Origin of the sequence: Streptomyces sp. NPDC052020, from assembly GCF_040680575.1 — a bacterium.
Taxonomy (GTDB): Bacteria; Actinomycetota; Actinomycetes; order Streptomycetales; family Streptomycetaceae; genus Streptomyces.
This window is the reverse complement of sequence record NZ_JBFAWY010000038.1, coordinates 14,517-39,870: the sequence shown is the minus strand read 5'-3', so window position 1 is coordinate 39,870 and position 25,354 is coordinate 14,517. Positions and strand designations below refer to the sequence as shown.

Sequence of the window (25,354 nt, the reverse complement as noted above, 5' to 3'; positions counted from 1 at the left end):
CGCGCATGTGTGCTCGCGGATCCGGCTCCTTGCATTGATTCGGAGCAGCGTTCCACTCGTCGTCTCTACCGGTTCAGGAGGACGTACCTTTCGCCAGGTCGGCAGCCTGCACGCGATCGTGGGCGATATGCGGGATGTTCACCCGGTTTGTAAGCTGCTGAGGTCGGCCAGCTCGGCGGTCTGTACCCTCGCCGCCCGTGCCGCGGAGGCGAAGGCGGCTTGCTTGCTCAGGCCGGCGCAAACGCACTGCTCCTCGGGATGCGCAGCGCCAACGCGTTGCCCAGCAGACAGACGTGAGCGCGCCGCCGAAAGGTTATTGAGTGCGGAGACGCCCAGAGGGGCGGCCTAAAGCACCTCCCCACGTGAATCCAGTCGATGGAGCGTCACAGTCCCGGATCTAGCGGTGCCGACAGCAACCCGCTGCGTTTAGGAACTGGCATCCGTACAGGGGGGACTGTCGAAGTATCGAAGCGCATCGAATGTGGCACAGCGACGGTAGGTCACGGGGCAGCCGACGTCAACGCATCAAGCGGCCGGCAATTATGATGAGCCTGGTTGGTGCGCGATAGTACCGTACGGAAACTAGGCGCCAGATGCTCCCGCTATGTCCAGTTCACCACCGAGTCGTCGCCCTCAGAGGATCTCCAAGACCATTAAAACCAGCCACCGATGGCTTGAATGTGACCCTCGACTCCTCTTGCGTCATGTCGAGTTCACGGACTAGCGTCTGGGAGTCGAAGCGCTTCGAAATCGGATTTCGATGACGACTGGGTGCATCGGCAATCCACCGGTATGCACCTGGTTCTCTGTCTGATCCTGAGGCTTCTGGTGTGGGCATCAAAGATTCGGGAATGTGCCCCAGGACGCGACGAGAAACTGGCGTGGCCGCTAGCCACAGCGAAAGCAGCCTCCTACGACTCCAGCCGACCACCCGAGGCAAGCGCACACATCGCACAATCAGGTCGACACTTTGTTCTGAGCCTGCATAAAGTCAACTCAGATAGCGATCTCTAACAGGTATATGCAGCCTACTGTGATAACAATAGGCAAGAGCGACCGTTAGGAGAGTCAGTTGCCTGACACGCTTGTTGTGACGTCACCGCATTATCACGCCTATACGGCTGGCAACGTCGATGTTTCGCTGCTGTTCGGCGAGCTGGAGAAGAATATCGACGGCGTAAGCGTTGCTCCATTCTCGCTGGACTCCGCCGCGGCTGGTGCCTATGACGTTATTCACGTGCACTGGCCAGAATGGGTCATAACTCGAGACCGCGGGACTCTCGCCGCACGCCGGAGCGCGCGGGCGGTGCTGAGCGCCCTGACGAGTGCGCGGCGGCGCGGCACGAGGCTGGTCTGGGATGCGAACAACGTCCGCCCGCACGAGCCGATCTGCGGTGAGGTCACCGCGAGCTTTCTTCGAGACTTCTCTCAGATCTGTGACTTGCTTCTCGTGAGCAATGGCTCTCTGGCTGACGAATTCATCGACGAGTATCCTGCACTGATATCGACCAGACGCGTGCATCTCGGAAATATGAATTATGTGGGAGCCTATCCGTCCGAGGGAATCGATAGACGTTCCGCAAGAGCCCGACTCGGACTCCCTCCGGATAAACGGATTGCGCTCGCGTTCGGTGTGGTGCGGAGATACAAGAACCTCCCGAGTCTGATGACTACTTTTCGAAGGTTCAGCTTGGCGACGAGCGAGAAAGTGCACCTTGTCGTGGCCGGAAATGTCACCGACATCGCGCTTCGCCGCGAAATCGAGGAAGTTGCCGCGCTCGCTCCAGACCTCTTCACCCTCGATCTCCGAAGTATCCCGGATGAACTCGTTGCGGTCTATTTCCGGGCGGCGGACGTTGTATTGATCGCGACCAGCCAATCCGTGAAGTCGGGCGTTTCGGGACTGGCGATGACGCTGGGCACACCAGTGTGGATGCCGCGGCGCGGGGCGGCGATCGACTACGCGGACGAGGTGGGAAGGCCGGCTCTCAATCTCTACGAGGGCGGGATGACGGAAGGGATAATGCGTGAGGCGTTCAGCCTGGTTTCGCCCGAGCCGCTTCCCACGCCGACCGCGCTCCTTGACGGGCGCCTTGGAGAGCCCTGGCGTAGCTATGCCACGCGCGTGCTCGCAGCTTACCGGTCGTTGTTCGAATGAGCGTTACCGGAGATTTCGTGAAGACCTTACCGACCGGGGCGAACGGCTTTCCGGTAACAACGAACAGCGAATGCCGACGACGGAAAAGTCCGCGCGTCTTCTTGGCCTCAGCGCGACGGTCCCGCTCACCGAAATCCTAGACGAGGTGATCCCGTGGGTCAGAGCAGCTTGAGAGAAGGGGAGCCTATGAAGCAGACGACCGTTTCACCGTCGTTCCGGAGAGTTGACGTGCCCTCAGGGTTCGGACGTGTGGTCGTGATCGGTGGTTGCGGAGCGATCGGCGCCGACTTCGTGACGGCAATTGCACCCTTCTTCGATATCAGCGTGATCGACCGGGACGTCGAACAGGTTACTTTGTGGCGCGATCGATGGGCCCAGCGTCCTGCGCTGAACGTGAAGGACGTGTCGTGCTCCTACGAATCCGTTCGGGGGTCGGACGTGGTGGTTATCACGATCGGCACCGAGGGCCCCGAGGGCGTGACCCGTGGCAGTCTCTTCGAGCTCGTCGAACAGATCGCTTCGCTCCTGACCGATTCGCAGCTCGTGGTCCTTCGCACCACAGCTGATCCGGGTACGACACGTAGGCTGACGTCGATCCTCGATACGATCGCACCCTCGGAGTTGGACGTCGTGGTAGCCCCCGAGCGTTCGCTTGAGGGAGCGGTAGAGCGAGAACTGTTCTCGATTCCGCAACTACTGGGCGGCCCGGCACGGGCGGTCGACCGGGCGGAGCAGTTCTTCAACACGATGGGGATCGACGTTATTCGTCTCCCCGACTGGGAGTCAGCGGAACTAGCGAAGCTGATCTGCAATGGATACCGATACATGAGCTTTCAGCTCGCGAATCACTTCGAAATGCTCGCATCGGAATACGACTGTTCATACGAGGTCATCCGACGAGCGGTGCGGCAGGACTATCCACGCACGTATGGCCTGAGCGCGGCCGGTTTCGTCGGCGGCCCGTGCCTCCCGAAGGACACACGGATGCTCTCGGACGCGACCCCTGACGGGATGCTGGATCTGGCTGCTACGGCCACCGCGATATCGGACGAGTACGAGGCGTGGGTCGCCGACCGGATCGAACGTCGGTTCACGGGCCTCCGCGAACGGACGATCGGGGTTCTCGGGATGGGTTTCAAGGCCAGATCGCAGGACCGGCGGGCCTCCCGCTCCATCTGGTTAGCCGAGCGTTTAGCAGCCGGCGGGGCGACCATCGTCGAGCTTGACGACGTCGAACAGGCTCGCACCATCCCGATGGATTGTCTTGTGGACGTCTTCGGCATGACGGAGACGGGTTACCTGCCGACTACGCGTGCCGGTACACCTGCGGCCGTATATGTCGTAGGGGTCGGTTGGCGTTCAGACCCGGGATCGCGTCATGAGTGACGTGCCTGTGTTCGAACGTCTCCTCGCGGCGATGCGAGAGCGTGGAGATGCGCCGGCGCTCGACGATGGGCGGGAGACTCTCTCGTACCTGACCGTGGCGTCGATGATCGACACCTGCCGTGCCGCCGTCGCCAAGGCTGGGCTGGTCGATGGCGACCGGGTTTCCGTGGTCATCCGCCAACGGTGCTCGGACGTTGTCAATCTGCTGGCCGTGATGGCGGCCGGCGCGGTCGCCGTCCCCTGCGACTCCGTGTGGCCGGATCACCGCCGCTCCGTGACGGAGAACGACGCTGACGTGCGTATGCGGCTCGACGGGGAGACGCGCATCGCCTTGAACAAGCCGAGCTCGTCGGCCCGGCCGAAGCGGGACCCGAGGACCGGTTCCCTGGCGCTCCTGATGTATACGTCGGGCTCCACTGCAAAGCCCAGGGGCGTCATGATCCAGGCGGATCAGGTCGAGTTCTGCACCGAACGTATCGGCGAGCGGTTGGCCTACACCACGACGGACCGGATCGCATGCCCGATCCGACTTTCGTTCGATTACGGTTTGTATCAGATTTTCCTGGCATTCTCGACGGGGGCCACCTTGGTCCTATGCGACGCGACCGACCCCTTCGGGTGGTTGCGAGGCGCCATTCGCCACGCCAGTCCGACGGTGCTTGTGCTCACGCCGTCGATGGCCCGCGCTGCCGTGTCGAAGTGGCACCGGTCCGGGGAGGACGATCGCGTACGCCTCGTCACGTTCACCGGAGAATCGGTGGATCACCGAGTACTCGCCGGGATAGCAGGTGCCTTCCCTCGTGCCTCGATCGTGCTCATGTACGGGGTAACCGAGTGTAAACGAGTCTCGATTTCCGAACCTGACGAATGGAGATGCGACCCCACCAGCGTCGGTCGACCCTTGAGAGGTACTTCCGTCGTCATCCGCGACCAACATGGTGATCAACTCCCCGTCGGCGAGGTAGGGGAGATCCATGTTCGCGGTCCGAATCTTTCGACCGGCTACTGGCGGGATCCCGAACTCACAGAGCGGAAGTTCCCCGTGTACTCGGGGCGGCGAGAGCTCGCCACAGAAGACCTCGGGTACATCGATTCTTCCGGTCGCTTGCACATCGTTGGTCGTATGGGCGACACATACAAGGAGCGAGGGCAACGCGTGTCGGTGCAGGAGGTGGAAGCCGCGGCGCTGAGCTGCGACGGCGTCAAAGGGGTGGTCTGCGTCCCGCCGCGGGCCGGCACGAAGTCAACGCTGTTCGTGTCAGCGGACGAACGAGTCACCCAGCACGATCTCCTCGTGAGGCTCGGCCACATACTGGGCACGGACCGTGTCCCTCGTCGAATCGCCCGGATCGACGAACTGCCCCTGACGCCAAACGGTAAAGCGGACAGGGTACGGCTCCGGAAGTTCGCCAGCGAGGGCACGGGAAGCGCATGGTGACGCCAGGGTCGTCGTGGGGTCAGGCGCGGCAGCCGGCCCGCATCCGTCAACTGGTGCCTGCGGGGGACGCCGTGCCTGGTGCTCCGGACCCTCGGGTGGGCGGACCCGCGGCCGGGGCCAGCCTCGGGCGCTCCCTGATCACCCAGGCAGGGCTGCTCGGCTCCGACCCCCCGCCGGAAACCGGCTCGGCAGGTGGGACCGCAGAGCAGGACCGCTGCGGCCGAACCCTGAGGCTGGACGTACGGGCCAACGCCTCGGAACCAGCCCGGGATCCAGGGGCCGGCAGATTCACCGTCCGATCCCTGAAGACCGCGGAGCGGAAGCGAGCGTTCGCCGTGGTGTTCACCAGGAGCGTCCCGAGGTGGAGAGGGGGCATCCCGCGTACCGCGAAAGCGCGGATCCAGGCAGACACGTCCGGGCAACCGACCCTCACGGGCCTGTTGGCCGCCTACGGCGGGGCAATGACATGAACGACTGCGGACCTCCAGAAGTCATAGACGCGGCAACCGGCGATCGAGCGTCATGGGGGGACCTCATGCGCGAGGCGAGCAAGCGTCTCGCCGAATGGCGCGGTGCCGACGTGAGTGGTGCGCCCACCCTCGTGGTGACGCCACGTCGAGGCATCCCGGGAATCGTCGACCTGCTGGCCGCCTACCAACACGACGGTCATGCCGCAGTGGTGCCGGCCCAGTACCACACACCCCCGTCCTGGGGGCCGGACGTACCCACGAGCCCGCCGATTTCGACCGGCACCATCTCAGTACAGAACGGAGAACCGGGCCGGCCGCGCCACGAGTTGCCATTCACTACCTTCACGTCGCACCTTTCGGGGAGACGGCTGTTCGCGGCGAGCGGTGGCAGCACAGGAACCCACCGGGTCGGCGAGGTCCCGGTCGGGAAACTCAACCCGTTGCCGGCCGCGTATCAAATGACTGGTCTAGGGCGGAACTCCCGCATGTACGTGGGCGGGCCGTGGTCACACTCGGCGTTCGTCTGGGCTTTCTATTCCGCTCTCGAGTCGGGAATCACGGCAATCGTCGCCAGCCGGTTCCGGCCACGACACGTCGCGCGCGCCCTCGATGATCTGAGTGCGGATTGGTCCCTGCTGCCGCCCACCGAGTTCCACGCACTCGCCTCCGTCATCCGGCAGGACGCGTGGAAACCCCGAAGCCTTCGAACCGTGGTGACGACGGGCGGGCCGACGCGCCCGGCCGCACGCGACACCTGGTACGGCGCACTGGCACCTGAACGGGTGTTTGACATGTTCGCCACAACCGAGGGTATCGGCGTGCTCCTCGCGAACGGAGTGGAACAACTGGAGCGCCCGGGTACGTCGGGCCGTCCAGTCTGGGCCAAGGTACAGATCCGGGACAGCCGAAACCGAGTCCTCGACCGTCCGGGCGAGGTCGGTGAACTCTTCATGAGATCGCTCTCCCGAGCCTCCGCAGAGGCCGTGCCCTTCAGAAGCGCGGGAGACAGAGCCCGAATTGACGAGGACGGCTATGTCTTCCTGATGGGACGAACCGACGACGAGGTCGTGATCGAAGGACAGAACGTAAACCTCCACGAACTCGCACGCGCGATCGAGCGCGCGACGAATGTGGAGGAAGCAGTCGCCATCGAGACCTCTTCTGATGGCGGGCAGAGCCCTCAACTGGGTGTTGTAGTCGTCAGCGACGAGACGGGCGTCGACGAGTTGCGACGCCGCGCGGGACCTGTGATCAGTGAACTGTTCGGACCGCTGGCCATTCCACGGCGATGGCTTGCCGTACGGGCACTGCCCACCACCCCGAACGGCAAAGTCGATCGCCGCAAGTTGAGGCAGTTGCTCGACAGGACGAGTGCACGAAGCCGACGAGGGAGAAGCAATGAAAGCACGGATCATGCATGCGAAGGCACTTGACAGTGCCGCCGTCGGAGAGTTGATCCGCGACACTTGGAACGACGAGGGACAGCGTCTGTCGCGCCCGCTCCTGTTCGAGAACGTCAGGCACCGGGGAACGCCGGAGGAATGGCTGCCCCGCATCTGCGAGACGGCCGGCATCCACACAGTCGAATACATTGGTGGCAACTCACCACGGACGAAGGTCGCCGACACCGTCTACACCTCGACCGAATATCCGCAGAAGGAAACACTGAGCCTGCACCAGGAGCTCGCCTACGAGACCCAGGTTCCGGAAATTCTTTTATTCGTCTGCGTCAATCCCCCGTCCGTGGGAGGAGAAACGCCCGTTTGCGATGCCGGGGAGCTGCTCTCCGAGCTTCCCGACTCACTCACCAAGCGCTTCGAGAAGCTCGGCGTACGGTACCGACAGCTCCTCCCAGCCGACGAGCGTCGTCCTGGGAAGACCTGGATGGCGCAGTTCCAAACAGAGTCCCGATCCGAATGCGAGAAGTACCTCGACGAGCGATCGCTGCGCTACTGGTGGGAGCCCGACGGAGCCCTCCGCATTGACAGGGACCGGAAAGCCGTTCGCCCCCACCCCCGTACCGGCCAGCCGCTCTGGTTCAACCAGGCCGATCAATGGGACATCGGCATGAGCATGAATCAGCGACAGCTATCTGTCTTCACGAGGATGTTCGGGCCCGACGCCGCCCCGCACTCTGTCACCTACATGGACGGCACCACCATCGATATAGACGACCTTCGATTGATCAAGCAGACCGCGATACGTCTCGCCGATAAACCGCGTTGGGAATGTGGCAACGTACTTGTCATCGATAACCGGCAACACATGCACGGCCGTATGCCGTTCGAAGGTGACCGACAAATCCTCGTCAGCATGGGTAATTTCGGAGGTGGAGAGTGAAGAGCTTGCCGTGGGATACGTTCAGCCGCCTCGTCGCGCAATTCCTGGTGAGACTGACCGGGGACATCGAACGTGACACGAACCTGGAGGAAGCAGGACTGGACTCACTGTCGTTGGTCGAGCTAGTCGCAGAGATCGAGACCCGGTTCGATGTCGAATTTCCGGTCGAGATGCTCAACTGGGACACCTTCGCGACGGCGGGAACTCTCTACGCCGCGACAGTGGCTCTACTCGATAATGAAAAAATCTCGTCGTGACCGAATCGGGTGACCCGCGGTTCGAGGCGGCAAACCGTCGATTCGTCAATCGCACCGTCATCACTTGCTCCGGCATCGGCGCATCCACGTGCCACGTCGTGGTGGGCCGGCTGTCGTGTGGCTCGGCCACGTCGCGATCGCGACGAAGCGAGCTCCGCGCCGAGTTGCTCCACATTGCGTTGCGCTGTCAGGGAGTTGCCGATCCGTGCTCTATTGGCGTCGAGCACGATGCCAATGGTGCGCCGGCGTTGTCATCGCCGCACATCGGATCCGTGTCCTTCTCCTATGACGGACGCTGGGCAGCTGTCGCGATCTCCCCGAACGAGGGCCGGATCGGCGTGGATATCCAGATGCCACGGAGGGTCTCGCTGACGGTGCTGCGGAAATTCGCGCCGGATCTGACCACGCGAACCAATGACAAGAGCACCTACGGCGAGTTCGCACGACGCTGGGCTTCGCGCGAGGCGGCAAGCAAAGCTGCCGGCACGGGGCTGCGCGGCGAACTTCTCACAACGGTCCTTCCCATCGCGCGATGCGGACGGGACTTCGGTGCGACCTACACGGTGCTCGATGAGTGGGCCTCTCCCGCGCTGTCACTGGCCCACAAAGACTAAGGAGGACCGTTGCTGAGATCCGGCCTGTGTATCTCTCGTTCCAGCTTTCAGGCGGCACCCTGGCCCTCTTCGGCCGTCGCGATGTTCTCTGTGCTGTTCGCTTGTGTTCCAAGCGCGCAGGTGCTCCTCATGGCTTCGCTGCTGCAACAACTCAGCGCCGACCGCGTTGATTCTGGCTCCGTGGCGGTGACCTTGGCGTTGATCGTCCTGCTCGTCGGGTTGATAGGTCCCCTTCGATCGGTTCGCGACTTCGTGGCGGAGATCGTGCAACTCGATACGTGCGCCGCCCTGCAAGCACGCCTCGCGGATCGGGCGTCGCAGCTGACGCCAGCCGAGATCGCCGCTGAGGACCTCGCCTCTCAAATCGAGGGTCACAGCCGAGCAGTTGTCGATTACATATCTCGCATGTACATAGACGCTTTGCTGGCCGCGGAAGCGATCTTTGGTGCCATCGGAATCGTTACAACGATGGCCAAATACAGCTGGATCGCGAGTGCTCTCACCGCCTTGAGTATCGTGCCGGCATTGGTGATCGGTCTCTATGTGAGCAAAGAAATGAAGAGTACGTGGCTTCGTCTGGGCCGCATCTACAGGCGCGAGCGCTACATCCGCGAAACGCTGAGCAGCCGTTCCGCGCTCCTGGAGCTCACCGCTTTCGGGACGATGACCCGCATCGGCCAACTCGAGAAGGAAGCGCAAGCTGAAATATGCGCCGTAAGAAAGGAGCCGATTCGCGCGGGGCTCCGGGCGACTGGGATTTCCGCGGGGGCGAGCGCAATTCTGTTCGGATTGGCCATCTTCAGTGTCTTCTCAAGTGTTGGCTTTGAACCGGCGGCAGTCGCTGCCGTGTACGGAGTGTTCGGCGCGGTGAACGCGGTCGCTCAGGGCGGGTCGCACATATCAACGATTATCCAGTACGTTCCGACGGTCGACGCTTTCGTAGAGTTTCTCGATCGACCGCAAGCCGAATCGAGCGCACCGGCATCCTGGGGGAACCCGGAGATCGATAAGATCGAAATGCGTGACGTGCACGTTTCGTACGGCGATGGCAAGTTTGCGGTCCAGGGGGCGACGCTGCACGTCTCCCGCGGAGAGATGATCGCGATAGTCGGGAAGAACGGCGCGGGGAAGACCACCCTCCTCAACGCATTGCTCGGGCTCGTTCCCATTGCCAAAGGGACTGTACTTGCGAATGACCGTCCGGTTCAGCCCGCGGCGCAGGAGTGGTGGCTGCGTGGGTTTGGCGCAATGGCACAGGACTACGGGAAATACGAGGTCACTGTGGAGGAGTCCGTGCGACTGGGACGTGCGGAAAGTGCTGACTCCCACGCTATTGACTCTGCCCTTCGCGCGGCGCGTGCTGCTGACTTCGTCGAGAAACTCCATGATCGTGAACAGACACAGCTCGGTGAGGTCTGGGGAGGAGCGGGTCTCTCAGGTGGTCAATGGCAGCGTTTGGCTCTCGCGCGTGTCTATCTGCGTGATGCGAACGTATGGATACTGGATGAGCCGTCCTCAGCGATAGATGCCGAGACTGAGGTGGAACTGTTCGAAGAACTCCGCCGTACGAGCGGAACGCGCTCGACTGTCATTGTGTCGCATCGGGCATGGACTCTCCGCCGCATGGATCGAATCTATGTCATGGACGAAGGGCGAATCGTTGAACAGGGCGGTTTCGATGAACTCGTGCAGCGGAACGGCGTCTTCGCACGCCTCTTCCGAGAACAGACGCTGAGTCTTTAGCGATACAGCGGAAAACAGTGAGGGATATCGGGTGGACAAACGAAGTGAACTGCATCGGGCCATCGAAGAGGTTTACGGACGGCCCCTGAAGGCGACCGATGATGTTTTTAGTCTCGGTGGATCGTCACTGCAGGCGCTACAACTGGTCGTCCAGTTCGAAGCCGTGCTCGGGGTCCCCGTCGACGTCGAACGGCTCATCACGGCCGAGACCATCTCGGAGTTGGTCGACGAACTGGCAGCTGACGCGCCCCCGATTCGAACGGAGTGAGCAGATCCTGATCCAGTACGCCGGCTGCCTGGTAGGTACCCCAGAAGCATCTCGGGGACGCGACCCGCTCCGTGTCAGGCTTCGCGCAGATGTTGCCGGACGCGTTGATGGGGACGGCGGGGGCGACCCAATCCGGCTCTGCGCTCGAGTCCGGTGACGGCCGGCGCGCCGCGTCCGCGAGATGTTGATTCCCTGCCACGGCCAACCGACCACATACATGTCAAGCGGGTGAGAACAATGCAGCCAGGCCCACCTTCCGGTGAGATCCGGTCGAGATGCTCTCGGTATCGCTCCGCTCTCGTGGCTCCGTCGACGGATCACGCCTGGGCGCTGGCGGACTTACTCCGGGTGCCGCGCGAGGAGGAGTGGCACCGGGTCCTCGACGACGGTGCCCGCGCCCTCGTGGTCTGTCGTGCGGGACGTTCCCTGGACGAAGTGGCCGCGGTCCTTCGGCTACTCGACGCAGCCGTGCCGATGGTGCTCGTCGACAGCCTGAACGGACGACAGAGCGAGCACGCGATCGAGACGCTCGGCGCAACGCACGTGTGGGAACGGGGCACGCTCCACCGCCGACAGGGACGCCGCGCGGCATCGGTTCATCGGGATCGCATGGTCACGCTCCCGACCGCCGGCTCCACCGGGCATCCGAAGTACGTCTCGCTGAGTGCCGAGAGCATCATGGGAAACGCTGCCTCGGTGGCCGCGAACCTGGGACTGAGGGACGACGACGTCGGCGTGACGACCTTGTCGTCAGCCTACTCATACGGGTTGTCGAACGTGCTCGCACACGCGCTTGCCGGCGCGACCATGGTGTGCCTCGACGACTCGATCGCGAGCGAGCGATTCTGGGAGACCGCTCGCGACGAAGGTGTAACGAGTCTTGCCTTCGCGGCCAGTTCTGCGCCTTTGGTGGTCACAGCACTACGACGCTCCATGATGCCGAGAACGTTGCGACGAGTCATGTTCGCAGGCGGAGGAGTCGACCGGCGTCTGGTGCCCGAGCTCTACCGTGAGACCGCCCGCGTCGGTGCTTCCCTGCATCTGATGTACGGACAAACAGAAGCCGGACCGCGCATTGCGATCAGCTCGTCCGATACCGAACAGAAGAACTGGGGCACCGTTGGCGGGGGAATCCATGGGGTGCGCATACGTGTGGTGAACTCAGATGGCGTGGAACAACAGGCTGGTCGGGAGGGCCGGATCCAAGTCGCGAGCCCTTACATCATGGCGGGCTACAGCCAAAGCTCCGGCGATCTGGCATCTCCACGGGATCTGATCGATTGGCTCGATACGGGCGACCGGGGCCGGCAGGATGTCGCCGGGCGGCTCTGGATCAGCGGCAGGGCAGACGAGATACGGAAGGTCTCAGGGTACCGGATCGACCTGGGCGACGTACGTCAAGAAGCCGAGAGCGTCTTCAGATGCTCCGCCGCGGCGCTCACCAGCCCGTATTTGGTGACCGTGTGCTTGGAGACAGCGGACCGACTTTCATCAAATGAGCCGCTAGTGACCAAACTCGCCGAGCGACTGAATCTTCCCGTCGAACTCATCCGCATCGTCACGGTCCAGAAGTTGCCGCGCGGGAGCAGCGGGAAGGTAGACCAGGTCGCCCTTGCAGAACACACGGGAGCCGTAGTGACCGGAACTGGGGAGGAAGATTGAACACGAACAGCCGGATACTGCTGACAGCCGAACCTTATGGTTTCGGCCCTTCGTCGAAGGCGCTCGCCATTGCGCGGGAGCTGACCGAGACTCATGCGGTCAGGGCCTACTTTACGGGAATCGGCACAGCGTACTCCGCCGCTACTCGGGAAGCGGGCCTATTCCGCGCCATCTCGACATCTGCACGGTACGACGCCGACGTGCTCACTGAGGAGGTGCGCGGACACGACCTGGTGATCTCCGTAATGGAGCCGTCACTTGCGCTTGCGGCGGCCGCCGAAGAGGTGCCGTGCCTGTATGTTGATTCGTTGTTCTGGATGTGGGACTGGCCCGACGAGATCGCAGACTTCCAGGGGCCCGAAGAGCAACTGATCCACCGGCTCACCGACGGTTCGCGGCAGCAGCGTCATGGCGCGCTGCGAGAAGCCGTCAATCTCCCGATGCACAAGGCACAGTATGTTGCGCACAGAGTGGCGACCCAGGTGTGCTACCAACGCTACGGCGGCGACGCGGAGCCAACGCGATCGAGAGCGCGCGATGCTTGCGCTGCAAAACCCATCGGAGCGATCATCGACCGCGTGCCGACGGCAAGGCGACTCCGCGGTGATTCACCTGCCCTGATAGTCAGTGTCAGTGGACTGTCGAACGAATTCACTAAAAAGTCATACGCGACAGGATGGGCGCAGTCTGTCATCGACACGATTGCCGATGCGATCAAGGGAACTGCTTTCGAGGGAAGTGGAACTCGTGTCGGCGGCAACGCTGACCTTCTCGGCACGCTGTCGGCCGGCGGCCGCCGATCACTGGAGATCAAACCGTGGCACAGCCACGAGGACTTCATGCTCGATCTGAGCCGGGCGGCCGTGTTTGCCGCACCACCCGGCATCACCTCCATCGCCGAATCATGGGCGGTCGGCGTGCCGTTCTTCGCACTCCCCATCCAACACTACGCACACGCGTCGATCTTGCAGCGTCTGCGCGGCAGCCACGCCGAAGCGTTCCCTGGAATCGACGTGGGCGCCACACCGGCAACTGGTGACCTGAGCGAGATGACCACGAACGTGCTCGACTCCGTCATCGCGGATCTGCGCGAGGGAGCGCGTGCGCGTACGGCAGCCGTCGATCACTTGCGGGAGTTTCTGGCCGGCCTCGCGGAGAACCGGGCAACGCTCATCGCGCGCCAGGACCTGCGGCTCTCCCAGCTGTTCGGAAGCGCCGACGGCGCCTCGGAGGCCGTGCGTGAAGCGCATCTGCTTTGCCGAGTGGCGTCACAGTGATGTCGCACGTCCGGTTCGGTGGGGCGCGTCGGACAGGGCTGGGCTACGGGTACCCCGCCGGCCGGCCTACCCGACGGCATGCCGGGTTCGGGGGGCGGCCCGGGGACCGGCCGCCGCCACCGAACCGCCGCGCCTCAACCCACCGGTCAGTTCCGGCGATCGTCCGACCGCCACAGCCAGCGGAGGGCATCGGGAAGCAGGACACCACCGTGGTTGGGGCTGTGGCCGCCGTCGCCCAGGACGAGGCGGAAGTCGTAGTCGGCTTCTGCCAGCGCGGCCGCGACGCGGAGGTTGTTGGCGAGCCAGTTTCGCTCGGGCTCGTTCCAGCGCAGGTCACGGTGGCCGGCTTGCAGGAAGATGCGCAGCGGCTTGCGAGGGACCCGAGGGATGAGGTCGGGGTAGGGGTTGCCGCCTGGCATCTGCGTGAAGCTGGACAAGTAGCCGATCACCCGGCGGAATTTGTCCGGACGCAGCCACGCCGCGGTAAAGGCGCAGTTGCCGCCGCTACTGCCACCGCAGATGCCCCACCGGTCGGGGTCTTCGGCGATCGAATAGCGCTTCGTGACCTCAGGGATGATCTCTGTCAGAAGAAAGTTGACGTACCGGTCATCGAAGGCGTCGTACTCGGTATTGCGGTTCTTCGGATTCTCAGCATCTGGGAAGACACCCGGGTCGACGAACACGCCGATGGTGACCGGGATGTCACCGCGGTGGATGAGATTGTCCAGCACGATCGCGCCGCGGACCTCCCCTTCGGGGTCCAGGTACCACCATCCGTCCTGGAACACCATCAGCGACGCCGGCTCCGAGGGGTCGTACTGTGCGGGCACATGCACCCAGAACTTCCGTAACGTTCCCGGGTAGATAGCGCTGTCAGTCCATTCGAACTCGATTGTCTCCCCGGCGGGTACACCAGGCTGCACGACGGAGTCGGGTCCATGGGCATAGCGGACGTCTGATTGATGAATAGGAAGAGGCTGGTAAGGCATCTCGGTCGCCATGCGGGCCATCCTAGGAGAGATCACGAACGGCCTCAACGGGTGTATGACACCGCTTGACTTCTCGGCACGTCACAACAAGGGCTCCGGCGAGGCGGATTCAGCCCGTGACCTGGGGATCAGTGTCCGGCCGGCGTCGCGCCCTTGTCCCGACCGGCGGGGAGCTACCCGACGGTGCGGGAGACGCGTCTCGTCCGAGTCGGCTCTATGTGCGGGAACTTGGATCTCTGACATCACGTGGAGGATCGCGTTGACGACGTCCCGCAAACCACCTTGGCCGGCCGCCCGTTGGTCTGCGGTCGAGTCGAGCCTTGCTCCAGGCCGTCAAGTCGGCTCGGTCAGGTCCCATCGGGCGTCGGACGGGTCGCTGGCGTACCGCTTGCGCTCACTCACGGCGCGACGTGATCACGAGCGAGGCGGTGAGCTCGGTTCCGCCGTTCACTGGGTGATTCCACGGCAACTTCAAACCAAACGGACTTCGAGTTAGAGAAGCCAACGAGACGGACGGCCGGCATCCGCCCTTCAGAGCGCCATTCGCCGCCTATGAAGCCTCTTGAATCAGGACGGGGCGAGCGTCGCATAGTGGGCTTGACCTGCCTGAGCGCCCTCTGAGAGTTCGTCCACTCAAATCAGAGCTTCAAAACAGCCCTGCGTGAACCGGGCCGATCAACTTCACACAAGGACCCTGGCAGGTCTCTTCCCTTTCAGTCGTCCAGCTGTGATAATCAGAAACAAGGGAAAGCGCTTGCCGTGCGGTGACCGAAACCACAGGGTGGCATGTGACCAGCTCACACTGCGCCGCCGATCGCCGACATTCATCAGTACCCAGTGGGAGGGCGTGGCATGGCTGTCACGAAGGCTGAACGAATGACCTGGGGCCAGGAGGAGATGTGGACCCTGTGGCAGGGTTATCCCTTTGCCCCTGAGTTGCTGCTGTCCAGAGTGGAACTTTTCAACAGCACGGTGGCAGTCAAAAGCCTCGTCGAAGCCCTGGACTTCGTCCGATGGCGGCACGAGGGTCTGCGAACGGTCTATGGCCTCTCCCCTCTGGGCGAGCCAACGCAGTACGTGCGAAACGATCCGTCGCCGGCAGTCGAGATCGTCCCCGTGGCCGATGATGAAGTGGAAAACGAGGCGGCACGCCAGACGGAACGACTAAAGGCGGATTTGTTCTCTCTCACGGAAGAGGCCCCATTCCGAGCGGTCATCGTGACTACACCGACCAGAGGACATGCGCTGGTCTTGGCCATGCACCACATCACCGCCGATCACAACGCAATCCAGTTGCTCATCACGGAGATAAAGGAGTTTTTGGCGGGCAGGGCCGCCCGTCTGCCCGCGGCCTATCAGCCGACCGATCTGGCAGTCGAGGAGCGTTCCTCTGCCGGGCAGCAACGTAGCGAGCGTTCGCTGGAACGGGCCGCCCGGATTTTCGCGCAGGGACCGCAGGCTGTCTTCCCGGGAACCATGGTGGAGACGGAGCCCAGATACCTAGAGGCGTCGCTGTTCTCCCACAGAGCCTTTGACTGTGCCGATCGCGTCGCACGCCGTATGCGGATATGGCAGCCATCGCTCTGGCTGGCCATCTTCACGGTAGTCCTTTCTGCGGCCTCCGGCCAGCGTCGATGCCTGTTCGAAATAATTGTTTCTAATCGTATCGAAAGGCGCAGACTTGGAATTGTAGGGCATCTTAGCTCGACGTCTCCCGTGCTCCTGGACCTGTCAGCAGGGCGAAGCTTTCGTGAACTCGCGGCAGAGGTTATGGGGGCGTCTCTCGACGTCGTCAAGTACGGCGACTCCTCCCGTTTGCAGTACTGGGATATGAAGGAGACCCAGATGCGGCAGCGAGGACTCGAATACCGCAATCAGGTGACGTTCAACTACGTTCAGGAGCCGAACGCGAAGGCCCGCTCCGAAGCTCCTCGCGTGATTCGTAGCAGGACCCTCGCAGGTTGCCGCGGTCTTGATTTCTACGTGGATCCAGGGAGTTCAGAGGTCTTTGTCAGGACCGACCGACTCTTAGCCGGCGACCCGCAGGATTTTCTTGAAGAAATAGAGCGGGTACTCGAATGCCTGGTGGAAGGCGACGTGGACGCGGACACCGTAGCCGCGGAGCATCTCTCGACACTGAACTTCGAGAAGCCCTCCGGAATTACGATGCGCCAGGGCAACTGGGTGAGGCGTGATCTGGTACGCACTGTGCTCTGCGAGCATCCGGCGGTCGTCTCGGTGGACCTCGGAGACAGTGATCGAGGACCGTCCGGACTGAGGGCGCGGATCCTTGTGAACAAAAGAGACGTAACAGAAGAAGACTTGCGTCGGTACATGGCGGATCGCATAAAAGAAGATCCCGCTCTGGTAGTGCCGGACATCGCGGTTGCCGCGGAGCTGTGAGTCGCCTCCTGCCCCGGCTGGCCGGCGGGTGGGGTGGCGGGAACCGGGCTCACCCGGACCGGGAGGCGCTGATGGGTAGAAGCTTCACCAGACAGTCGGCCGGCCCGAGGGGGACGCTCGACATGGAGGGGAGGGCGGCAAGGCCGAGCGCTCCGACAGGACCGCCGCACTACCCAACGCCCGCACCGTGACCGCTGGTTGATCGCCTACACCACAAGAAGGGGCGACCCCACCCCGTAGGTTTCAGCTTCTACCAGTAACTCCGCACCCACGTGAGCGGCCGGAACGCGGTGATGGCCACCGTGACACTCGCCTCGTCCCGGCTCTCGTGCTTCTCCCGGTGGCACAGCGCCACATCGCCACCGGTGTGACCGGCGGAGCAGTCAAGTGCCCCGCCCTCTGAGTGACTTCGGAGAAAGGCAGACCACCACTGTGACGACGTTTTCCGCACCGTCCCCGTCCCCGGTCCATGTGACCGTGTGGGGTGAGAACCGCCACGAGAAGCTCCATGAGCACGTGGCCGAGATCTACCCACAGGGCATGCACACCACGATTGCCGAGGGCATCAAGGAGAACCTCGGTGACGCCTGCGCCATTCGCACGGCGACGCTGGACGACCCCGAGCACGGCCTGACCGAGGAGGTGCTCGCCGGGACCGACGTCCTCACCTGGTGGGGACACATGGCCCACGCCGAGGTGTCCGACGAGGTCGTGGAACGAGTACACCGGCACGTGCTGGCGGGCATGGGCCTGATAGTGCTGCACTCCGGCCACTGGTCGAAGATCTTCGTCAAGCTCATGGGCACCACCTGCACCCTGCGGTGGCGCAACGAGCACGACCGCGAACTGGTGTGGACGGTGAATCCCACGCACCCGATCGCCCAGGGAGTCCCGCATCCGCTCGTCGTCGACGAGGACGAGATGTATGGCGAGTTCTTCGACATCCCCGCACCGGACGAGCTGGTATTCGTCAGCTCGTTCACGGGCGGTGAGGTGATACGCAGCGGCTGCGCGTTCCGCCGCGGCCACGGCAGGATCTTCTACTTCAGCCCCGGCGACCAGGACTACCCGGTCTACCACAACAAGGACATCCGCCGGGTGATCGCCAACGCAGTGCGGTGGGCTCGCACGGACCGGCCCGAACGCGGCCTCCCAGAGCTGCGGCGCTACGACACCGGTGACTTTTCCGACAGCAGGTCCTCCGCGGAGCCGGTTCGATGACCCACCGGACGATTCCCTGCGGGCCCGGCGATCCCCTGCGCGTGGTGGTGGTCGGTGCCGGCGCCATGGGACAGAATTGGCTGACCGCCGTCACCGACGAGCCCGAGACCGAGCTCGTCGGCATCGCCGACCTCGACCTGGACGTCGCGCGCCGAGCCGCCGCCGGCCTGGGCCGGCCGGACCTTCCGGTCGGCTCCGACGCGGTCGCGCTCGCGGCCGGCACCGACGCCCAGGCGTTGGTCAACGTGACGGTTCCGGCGGCTCACCACCCCATCACCACCGCCGCGCTCTTCGCCGGGCTGCCCGTCCTCGGCGAGAAGCCGGTCGCGGACACCCTGGCCCGCGCCCTGTCCCTGGCGGCCGCCTCCGAGGTGACCGGTGAGTTGTTCATGGTGAGCCAGTCACGGCGCTGGAACCCCCAGCTGTTCGCCCTGCGCGGGATGATGGAGGAACTCGGTGCTATCGGCACGCTGACGACCGAGTTCTTCACGTCTGCGCACTTCGGCGGCTTCCGGGAGGAGATGGCGTACCCGCTGCTGATCGACATGGCGATCCACACCTTCGACTCGGCCCGGTTCCTGCTCGGCGCCGACCCGGTCTCCGCCTACTGCCAGGCGTACAACCCTCCGTGGAGCTGGTACAGCGGCGACGCCGCCGCGAGCGCCGTCTTCGAGATGGAGGGCGGAGCGCGCTACGCGTACAACGGCAGTTGGTGCAGCCCGGGCGCCGAGACGTCGTGGAACGGCACATGGCGGGCGAGTGGCGAGAAGGGCTCGGCGCTGTGGGACGGCGACCACGAGCCCATTCTCGTCGCCGACGCACAACCGGCCGAGCGGCCCCGCTCCCCGTACGACGGCATCGGCGGAGCGCTGCGGGTCTTCGTCGAGTCGCTGCGGACGGGCGGCACGCCCATGGGCGAGGTGCACGAGAACGCCATGAGCCTGGCGATGGTGGAGGCCGCGGTGCTGTCGGCCCGGACCGGACAGCGCGTGCTCCTCGACGACGTGCTCGACCAGGCGTGCGCGGCGGCGCTGCGCGAGGAAGCCCGCTCGGACGTGCGTGCCGCTCTTACCCGCTGGCCGTCGGTTCGCGACGCCCTCGTCCCCCGGTACCAGGCGCCGCCCCCCGCGGCTCCGGCCTGACGCCCTACCGAGCCCTGCCGAAACGCAGCCCCGACACCAGACGATCCCCTGATCGCGACTGGCCTTCGAGCCGATATCCCGCCCGACGCAACGAACTGAAACCTGGTAGGAGCCGATCATGATTGCTTTTCTCTTGACGATCCGAGCTCGATCCGACGTACACGATGGCACTGAGCGCGAAACACTGAAGCGGTGGCTTGATCGCTATCCGATGCTCAGCGACAAGACCGTACACACCTGGGTGTCTACCGATGGGTCGGTCACATGCCACTGGGGCGGGCACTCGGCAGAGCATCTGGGCGGGGTGCGGTACACGACTACAGAAAGGGACAAGTTTGCCCTCTTCGGCGGCAGGCCCGTGCTCTGGAAGGGTGGCGAAGCTGACGGTCGCACGTCGGTCGACCCGCGGACCTACCTGCGCGACACAGCGGAATGGTCACAGGATCTCGACGGACGTTACGTCGTAGTCCGAATCGATAACGACACAGTCTATGTCCAAACCGACGCCGCGGGATTGTTTCCTGTATACTTCTCCCGAAATTCTGAAGGAATTCAGATCAGCAATATGGCTGCTCTGGTCACGCCAGTCGGTGCACAACCTCGCCCACGAGCTTTGGCCGGATTGCTCGCAGGGGGGTGGAGTATCACGGGCGAGCCTCTGCGTGAAGGCGTTGAACGCCTGGTTCCCGGCACGGCGACATCTATATCCCGCGATAGAGTGGTCACAACGGCGCAGTGTGGGACTAATTATGCAGACGTGCTCAAATCTACCCCAGATTATACGGAAGCCAAACGACTCCTCATTTCACTTGCCCGCGCATTCGCCGACTGGCCTGGCAGGGCTACCCAACTGGCTCTCACGGGAGGTCGCGATTCTAGAGTCATCGCCGCTATCCTGAGAAAAGCCGATATTAAGCCGGCCGTAGTGACGAACGCATATGCTGGGCAAGTCGGCTATCCCGAAACCGGGGATGTACGGGCAGCTCGACGGCTTTCCGTGATGCTGGGCTGGGAGCATTCGGCTACCCGGACACGTGAGACCGCTGCGATATACAGCCGGACGCACTCAGTGCTAGAGCTACTTCAACTCACATCAGCGCAAACAACGTCTCTTACGGACATCATGGATGTCGAGCTGGAGCCGGTGAATTCACTGCCGATACTTTTCGACGGAGTGGCCGGCGAGATCGGACGCGGTGCCTGGACAGCCTACCTCGGTGGAGAACATCCGACCGGGCAGACGGTCGACGAAATGGCTGGCTCTCTCTTTGAGAAGATCACGCCCAGGTCGCCGTCCCCCCTTCTGAACAGCGACGGTAAGTTCCTCATCTATGACTGGATGCGAAACTTCTGTCGTGAACAAATCGAGCGAGGAGTTGCACTCGCCGACATACCGGAAGTGCTTCATCTGGAGCGACAGGCGTCATGGCATGGTCCGAACCTGTCGAATCGAGACCACCGCGAGGACACCGCATCCCTGTATCTTTCGCCTAGGATCTGGCCGCACATGATAGGTCGTGGCGGAGGCGGTCATGTCGACGGAAAATTCCATCGGATACTCCTCCAATCATTCGGACCGGATCTGGCAAACATGCCGTACGAGACAGCCGACGCCTCCTGGCTGCAAGACAATTCGGTCGGCGCCACCATGAACGAAGAACGCCGACGCAATGCGCATAGGATTCCCATCGAGCCGATTGGTGCCATCCTGGACCTGGCTCGTTCTGCGGCTCACTCCGACAACAATCACCCCGCATGGGACGTCCTCGATCGCGGGCGCGTCGTAGAACTGCTCAGGCGTAACCCAGAGCAGGTCCGAGGCGTTGAGCGATATCAGCTTTGGAGCTTGGCAACCGCATTGTCCATGCCGCAAAGCTTTGATGTTCCGTAGTCGGCCGGACGTCTGGAGTTCCCGGGCGGTCGGGCCAGGGCGTCCCCGTCCCGGCCCGACCTCGCCTACCAGGGCGGCGGCCCCTGGCTGGCCACGGATATCAAGCGCAGGCCCCCGCACGACCGGTCGCCCAAGCGGTCTGCCGCTGACGCTGCACGGCAAAGCATGCATAGGCGCACTTCCTGCACACGCAAAGGAGGACTGGTGGACTCTGGTGTCACGATGGAGATGTCTTGGGGGCAGGTTCAGCAGTGGAATTGGATCAATGACTGGCAACACAACCCAAACCGATGGGTGGTCGTCGGCGACGTAGTCGAATTCGGATCTGAATCTAAATCGGCACTGGAGAACGCCCTGCGTGTCCTCCTGGCAGACTACGAGTTGGATCTTTGGGCTGTAGCCGAGACGTGCACAGGCGAAGCACGGCTCTGTCGGAGCCTTCGTGAAGTTCCAGTCGAATGGACTAACCTACAGGGAAGTCCGGCATGGGCGGTGCACCTGATTCACACCCGATTCCGTCATGGATACTATGAAATTGACGTACATAAGGCGCCGCTTCGGTTGTTCGGTTATACGCGCGATGACGGGAGGTTCTCGGTGATCGCTGCCGTATCGCATGTATTCGCCGACGGGGCTGGGCTAAAGGGCTTCGCGCGAGTTCTGTCCGATCGTCTCGCAGGGCGGCGGGTTCCAGTCGCGTCTCTTTCCGACGTAGTGCTGGCGCAGCGGGCAGTGAGACGTCGAACAGCTGCGCCCGAAGCGGGGGTGCCCGATGAGTTCGAAGCTTACTTCACATCCAACTACTGGGATCGACTCAGGGCTCGAGAAAGTGGCGAGCTAGTTTTCCGAGCAGAGAAGGGTTCCAGTATCGGCGTTACCAGGACAATGACCACGTCCGGAACTATTGTTGCCGCGCTCGGTTGTGCCTGGCGGATGTGCATGGGGGTGGACGCAAAATCAAAGGTTCCTCTGACGCTGCTCCATAGGCTCCCCAGTCCAACGGCCGGCCGTGCTTACATGGGTCCGGGGGATGTGAATATACTCCTCTCAGCTCCAAGCCCTGAGGCAGACGTCGTGGAAGAGGGAGCAAACGTCTGGCGCTCTGTCGTCACTCAGTCTCGGAAGCTCCTCACTGATCCCCCGCTCGAAGCCGGCACCAAGCCGTGGAAGGCTGAACAGGACAGATTCCAGCGAATGTTGCGCCTCAACGTGCGGGCGAACGCCTCGGAACTGGCCAGAGATCCCGGAAGTGACCGGTTCAGCGTACATACGTCTATGAATGATGCCCGTGGCCGAGCCTTGGCGGAGGTCGCGTTTACACCGCGGGTGATCAGAATTTCCTGGGACATCCCTAGGGCCGCGGCGGCCCAAGGGCAAGCCGAGACATTCGGGCAGCTGGTTCTCGCCAAGCTCCTCACCGCTGGCCGAACCGACCGGGTTCGATAGAGAGCTGGAGGCGGGCTGCTGGACAGTAGTGGTTCCGGTTGCCCGGGGAGGCGCTCGTGCCCGGGAATCACTGGCCCGAGTTCCGGCTCGGCCGGCGAAACGGCCCCGCGAGGTCGGCGCGCCGCGACGTGCGCCCGCGACGGTACGCGATCCGACGGACCGGGGCCGGGCTCTCGCCGACGGCTTGCGCGATCCCGCCGTACAGCGGGCGGCCCGGCGGTGCCTCTCGAACGCTCGCTGTGCTCGCCCATGCCTGGCTCCCGCCTCTTCGGCGCCGACCGTGACGCATACATGACGCCGGCCCCACCGTTGCGTGACCCCCCGGCGGGTGGCGCGCGTCCCGGCCGGGCATCCAGGCGCCGAGCCCCTGCGTCACCGACACCGGCACCGCCCACACCAGGCCGTACGGTGCGCGGCTCGCGCCACGTGCCGAGCGCCGGACTCCCGGCACCGCGCCAAGGCTGCTCAGCCGACCGGGGGAGAGGCCGTCCACGGCCACCACCGAGCGGTCCCCGCCGAGGAGCCGTCCGCACAGGTGCGCACCCGCGAAGCCGGTGTCCTCACCGACCAGTACGCGCGGCCGGGCACGGACGGACGATGCCGCGGACGGGTCAGGGCCATGCTCGTGTCCGGTCGAGTCGGGCAGGGCCCGATGACACCGCGTGCTCTCGCGCCGGGTGTGGTGACGAGGCGCAGGGCCGGCTCACCGGCCGTCCGGCGAGCGGGCTTCGACGTAGAGGGTCTCGTCGTTGCGGACCTGCCGGTCCAGCGCGGCGACCTCGGGCACCGCGCCTTCGCGGTAGGCGCGGCGCGAGATGCCGGCGGTGGGGAAACCCGCGGTGGTCAGAGCGAAGGACAGCTCGTCCGCGTCGTAGATCCACCGGTGCCCGTGGAAGCGGAAGATCTGGTTGATCATGAAGGCCCGGCGGTCCGGGACCTCGTGCGGTGGCGCTCCGAGGAGCAGCAGACGTTCGCGATGCGTGGAGTAGAAGCCGTCACCGAGGCGGTAACCGTCGACGTACCGGGCGAGATCGGGGGTGGTGAGCCGGAGCAGCCCCCCAGGGGTGAGGACGCGCCTGACCTCGCGCAGCCAGCGAATGCCCTCGTCGAGGGAGAGATGCTCGATGAAGTGCTCCGCATAGACCCACGGCGTCACATGGTCGGCGAAGGGCAGCCGTTGCCGGGCGTCCGCCTTGACGAAGTAGGTGGCCTCGTTCACACGGTAGACGCGACCGGTCTCGGTCCGGGCCCCGCCGCAGCGCAGTCCGACGGTGTCGGTGTTGAGCCAGCCGTCCGCCTGCCCGTCCCAACTGCCGAACTGGATGCCGCGCACGCCCAGCGCCGCGAGGTCGTCGCCGCGGACGGGGGCCGTCAGACCGGTGTCGGCCAACTGTGCGCAGGGGAATTCCTCATCGGGGTCGGCTTCGTCCCATGTCCACGGTGCTACGGCCTCATCCATGTGCTTCTTCCTTCGTGAGTCCGGTGTGCGGCCGGTGCGGCTCGGGCGGCCAGAGGGCGATCAGCACGGCGCCGGCGGCCAGCGCGGCGCCCACCAGGGCGGTGCTGCGGGGCCCGGCGTGGGCCAGGCTGAGGCTGCCGGCCGAGGAGCCGAGGGCGATCCCGACGTTGTAGGCGACCGAGTTCCCGGCCGAGGCCATGTCCGTGCTGCCGGGCGCGAACTCCATGACCCGGTTCTGCAGCGCCGGAGTCAGCGCACCCATGGCGAGCCCGGTGAGCACGAGGGTGGTCCCGGCGGCCACGGGGTTGGTCCCGAGGGCGAACATGGTGACCAGCGTGGCGGTCAGCAGGACGGCCGGGAGCAGCACGGCGAGCCGCTGGTTCCAGTCGGAGAGGAAGCCCCCGGCCGTGATCCCGCCGAAGTCGGCCACCCCCCGGGCGACCAGCAACGGCCCCAGCAGTACGGCCGGCATGCCGGCGACCACGGTGACGAACGTGGAGGTGTAGGTGAAGACGGCGAAGAACCCCGCCACCGACAGCGCCGTGGTGGCGAGCACCAGCACGAACCGGCGGGTGTCGGGCGAGGTGCCCCGCCCGGCGTGCTCGTGATACGCCGGAGTGGCCGGCATCGCCACGGCCAGGACGAGGAACGCGAGGAGACCCAGTCCCGCCAGGGCGAGGAACGTCACCCGCCAACCGGCCTGCTGCCCCAGCCAGGTTCCGGCGGGAACGCCCAGCATCGGGCCGAGCGAACCGCCGGTGAACACCACGGCCGTCACCCGTCCCCGCACATGCAGGGGAAACATGCCGGCCGCGACCGGAGCCACGACCGCCCAGAAGACGGCCTGGCTGAGCGCGGTCACCAGACGGGCGGCGAACAGCAGGCCGTACCCGGGTGACAGGGCGGACGCGGCGGTCGCCACCGTCAGCAGCGCGACGAGCCCCAGCAGCAGGGGGCGGCGCGGCGCCCGCGCCACCGCCCGGGCCAGCGGCAACGAGACCACCGCGACCGTGACTCCGTACCCGGTCACCAGCAGGCCGATCCGGGAGGACGGCACGCCCAGGTCCGAGGACATCACCGACAGCAGGCCCACCGGCACGGTCTCCACCGAGACGTAACAGAACGCCGCGACCGCGAGGGCCAGGAGCACCGACACCGGCCGCTTCCCGGCGTCCAGCCGTTGCCTCATG

General features: G+C 64.2%; 18 protein-coding genes and 1 pseudogene. 15 read left to right on the top strand and 4 right to left on the bottom strand.

All coding sequences use genetic code 11. From position 1 onward, the window contains the following. Positions 1-1,072: 1,072 nt before the first annotated feature. The 11 genes from AB0L74_RS29015 (at position 1,073) to AB0L74_RS28965 (ending at position 13,613) form a co-directional block, all read left to right on the top strand. Positions 1,073-2,158, top strand: coding sequence for a hypothetical protein (locus AB0L74_RS29015; protein WP_365658657.1), 1,086 nt, complete (start codon positions 1,073-1,075; stop codon positions 2,156-2,158). A 186-nt stretch (positions 2,159-2,344) separates the two neighbouring features. After that, positions 2,345-3,544, top strand: a complete 1,200-nt coding sequence (locus AB0L74_RS29010) for a hypothetical protein (protein ID WP_365658654.1) — start codon at positions 2,345-2,347, stop codon at positions 3,542-3,544. After that, positions 3,537-4,982, top strand: a complete 1,446-nt coding sequence (locus tag AB0L74_RS29005; RefSeq protein WP_365658651.1) for an AMP-binding protein — start codon at positions 3,537-3,539, stop codon at positions 4,980-4,982. Before AB0L74_RS29010 ends, AB0L74_RS29005 begins: the two co-directional genes overlap by 8 nt. Before the next feature lie 535 nt (positions 4,983-5,517). Next, a complete protein-coding gene (locus AB0L74_RS29000) occupies positions 5,518-6,885 on the top strand; it encodes a fatty acid--CoA ligase family protein (RefSeq protein ID WP_365658648.1) in 1,368 nt (455 codons plus the stop codon). Next, a complete protein-coding gene (locus tag AB0L74_RS28995; protein WP_365658645.1) occupies positions 6,851-7,792 on the top strand; it encodes a TauD/TfdA family dioxygenase in 942 nt (313 codons plus the stop codon). Before AB0L74_RS29000 ends, AB0L74_RS28995 begins: the two co-directional genes overlap by 35 nt. After that, on the top strand, positions 7,789-8,049 hold the full coding sequence (locus AB0L74_RS28990) for a phosphopantetheine-binding protein (protein WP_365658641.1): 261 nt from the start codon (positions 7,789-7,791) through the stop codon (positions 8,047-8,049). The genes AB0L74_RS28995 and AB0L74_RS28990 overlap by 4 nt, the downstream gene beginning before the upstream one ends. Next, entirely contained in the window at positions 8,046-8,663 is a 618-nt protein-coding gene (locus AB0L74_RS28985; RefSeq protein ID WP_365658637.1) for a hypothetical protein, read from the top strand. The genes AB0L74_RS28990 and AB0L74_RS28985 overlap by 4 nt, the downstream gene beginning before the upstream one ends. A gap of 129 nt (positions 8,664-8,792) precedes the next feature. Further along, a complete protein-coding gene (locus AB0L74_RS28980; protein ID WP_365658634.1) occupies positions 8,793-10,406 on the top strand; it encodes an ABC transporter ATP-binding protein in 1,614 nt (537 codons plus the stop codon). Between the two features lie 31 nt (positions 10,407-10,437). Continuing rightward, the gene (locus AB0L74_RS28975) at positions 10,438-10,674 is read left to right on the top strand and encodes an acyl carrier protein (RefSeq protein ID WP_365658632.1); all 237 of its coding nucleotides are present in this window, start codon (positions 10,438-10,440) and stop codon (positions 10,672-10,674) included. Positions 10,675-10,974: 300 nt separating this feature from the next. Then, complete coding sequence (locus AB0L74_RS28970; RefSeq protein ID WP_365658630.1) at positions 10,975-12,336, top strand: AMP-binding protein; 1,362 nt, start codon at positions 10,975-10,977, stop codon at positions 12,334-12,336. Continuing rightward, positions 12,333-13,613, top strand: a complete 1,281-nt coding sequence (locus AB0L74_RS28965; RefSeq protein ID WP_365658628.1) for a hypothetical protein — start codon at positions 12,333-12,335, stop codon at positions 13,611-13,613. The genes AB0L74_RS28970 and AB0L74_RS28965 overlap by 4 nt, the downstream gene beginning before the upstream one ends. Before the next feature lie 146 nt (positions 13,614-13,759). Here the strand turns inward: AB0L74_RS28965 and AB0L74_RS28960 are convergent, their stop codons facing one another. Next, positions 13,760-14,614, bottom strand: coding sequence for an alpha/beta hydrolase-fold protein (locus tag AB0L74_RS28960; protein WP_365658626.1), 855 nt, complete (start codon positions 14,612-14,614; stop codon positions 13,760-13,762). 234 nt (positions 14,615-14,848) lie between these two features. Next, positions 14,849-15,004, bottom strand: a pseudogene (locus AB0L74_RS28955) (IS5/IS1182 family transposase); the annotation flags it as partial. A 450-nt stretch (positions 15,005-15,454) separates the two neighbouring features. Here AB0L74_RS28955 and AB0L74_RS28950 point away from each other — a divergent pair. The 4 genes from AB0L74_RS28950 to AB0L74_RS28935 all read left to right on the top strand — a co-directional run bounded on the left by AB0L74_RS28950 (position 15,455) and on the right by AB0L74_RS28935 (position 21,259). Beyond that, entirely contained in the window at positions 15,455-17,005 is a 1,551-nt protein-coding gene (locus tag AB0L74_RS28950; RefSeq protein WP_365658624.1) for a condensation domain-containing protein, read from the top strand. A gap of 387 nt (positions 17,006-17,392) precedes the next feature. Then, positions 17,393-18,226, top strand: a complete 834-nt coding sequence (locus AB0L74_RS28945) for a ThuA domain-containing protein (RefSeq protein ID WP_365658622.1) — start codon at positions 17,393-17,395, stop codon at positions 18,224-18,226. Further along, the gene (locus AB0L74_RS28940) at positions 18,223-19,368 is read left to right on the top strand and encodes a Gfo/Idh/MocA family oxidoreductase (RefSeq protein WP_365658620.1); all 1,146 of its coding nucleotides are present in this window, start codon (positions 18,223-18,225) and stop codon (positions 19,366-19,368) included. Before AB0L74_RS28945 ends, AB0L74_RS28940 begins: the two co-directional genes overlap by 4 nt. A gap of 118 nt (positions 19,369-19,486) precedes the next feature. Continuing rightward, positions 19,487-21,259: a hypothetical protein gene (locus AB0L74_RS28935; RefSeq protein ID WP_365658618.1), complete on the top strand. Its 1,773-nt coding sequence runs from the start codon at positions 19,487-19,489 to the stop codon at positions 21,257-21,259. 2,149 nt (positions 21,260-23,408) lie between these two features. On the opposite strand, the gene AB0L74_RS28930 is transcribed toward AB0L74_RS28935, so the two are convergent. Next, complete coding sequence (locus tag AB0L74_RS28930; protein ID WP_365658615.1) at positions 23,409-24,164, bottom strand: methyltransferase domain-containing protein; 756 nt, start codon at positions 24,162-24,164, stop codon at positions 23,409-23,411. Continuing rightward, a complete protein-coding gene (locus AB0L74_RS28925) occupies positions 24,157-25,353 on the bottom strand; it encodes an MFS transporter (RefSeq protein ID WP_365658613.1) in 1,197 nt (398 codons plus the stop codon). Before AB0L74_RS28925 ends, AB0L74_RS28930 begins: the two co-directional genes overlap by 8 nt. Position 25,354: the final 1 nt, after the last annotated feature.

What these genes read in the sequence shown, in the direction of transcription:
- AB0L74_RS29010 (WP_365658654.1), top strand. Translation starts at nt 2,345, where the DNA reads ATGAAGCAGACGACCGTTTCACCGTCGTTCCGGAGAGTTGACGTGCCC.
- AB0L74_RS28925 (WP_365658613.1), bottom strand. Translation starts at nt 25,353, where the DNA reads ATGAGGCAACGGCTGGACGCCGGGAAGCGGCCGGTGTCGGTGCTCCTG.
- AB0L74_RS28960 (WP_365658626.1), bottom strand. Translation starts at nt 14,614, where the DNA reads ATGGCGACCGAGATGCCTTACCAGCCTCTTCCTATTCATCAATCAGAC.
- AB0L74_RS28935 (WP_365658618.1), top strand. Translation starts at nt 19,487, where the DNA reads ATGATTGCTTTTCTCTTGACGATCCGAGCTCGATCCGACGTACACGAT.
- AB0L74_RS28930 (WP_365658615.1), bottom strand. Translation starts at nt 24,164, where the DNA reads ATGGATGAGGCCGTAGCACCGTGGACATGGGACGAAGCCGACCCCGAT.
- AB0L74_RS29005 (WP_365658651.1), top strand. Translation starts at nt 3,537, where the DNA reads ATGAGTGACGTGCCTGTGTTCGAACGTCTCCTCGCGGCGATGCGAGAG.
- AB0L74_RS29000 (WP_365658648.1), top strand. Translation starts at nt 5,518, where the DNA reads ATGCGCGAGGCGAGCAAGCGTCTCGCCGAATGGCGCGGTGCCGACGTG.
- AB0L74_RS28980 (WP_365658634.1), top strand. Translation starts at nt 8,793, where the DNA reads ATGGCTTCGCTGCTGCAACAACTCAGCGCCGACCGCGTTGATTCTGGC.
- AB0L74_RS28940 (WP_365658620.1), top strand. Translation starts at nt 18,223, where the DNA reads ATGACCCACCGGACGATTCCCTGCGGGCCCGGCGATCCCCTGCGCGTG.
- AB0L74_RS28950 (WP_365658624.1), top strand. Translation starts at nt 15,455, where the DNA reads ATGGCTGTCACGAAGGCTGAACGAATGACCTGGGGCCAGGAGGAGATG.
- AB0L74_RS28995 (WP_365658645.1), top strand. Translation starts at nt 6,851, where the DNA reads ATGAAAGCACGGATCATGCATGCGAAGGCACTTGACAGTGCCGCCGTC.